This is a genomic window from Sulfitobacter sp. G21635-S1 (genome assembly GCF_027213915.1).
In the GTDB taxonomy this organism is placed as follows: Bacteria; Pseudomonadota; Alphaproteobacteria; order Rhodobacterales; family Rhodobacteraceae; genus Sulfitobacter.
Genome location: NZ_JAPWGV010000079.1, coordinates 1 through 396 on the forward strand (window position 1 = coordinate 1; position 396 = coordinate 396).

At 57.3% G+C, this 396-nt stretch carries 1 protein-coding gene; it reads left to right on the top strand.

Features of this window, described 5'->3' with window-relative positions; all coding sequences use genetic code 11:
- Positions 1–129 precede the first annotated feature (129 nt).
- A partial coding sequence (locus tag O4H53_RS27250) for a helix-turn-helix domain-containing protein (protein ID WP_331284261.1) occupies positions 130–396 on the top strand: 267 nt, incomplete at its 3' end.

Below are 396 nucleotides of genomic sequence, written 5' to 3' on the forward strand. Positions count from 1 at the left end.
TCCGTCAGATCAAATCAAACTGTGATCTCGTTCTAGCAGTCCCGACAGTCAAGGCAATGAAAAAACGTGTCGCTCGCTGGGACACGGATGCCCTGTTGCAGCCTTGTCCCAATTCACAAGGACCAGACAGTGAACGTGATCCAAACCCATCTCACCCTGCCGGAAGGCTGGACCAAAGGTGCTGTTATGGCACTAATTTCAGAGGTTGCCCCGCATATAGGCCTGCGCCCGGCGCGCCTCGCAGTTCTGAACTACATCATCGGGCGGACCCGCGCATCCGACTGGACCTCTCCCCATCGTGAACCGGTGTTTTTTGGCACGCAAGATCTCGCAGCGGTCGAACTTGGCAAGACGTCGCGCCAGTTGCGAACGGATGAGGCCGCGCTGGCCAAGCTT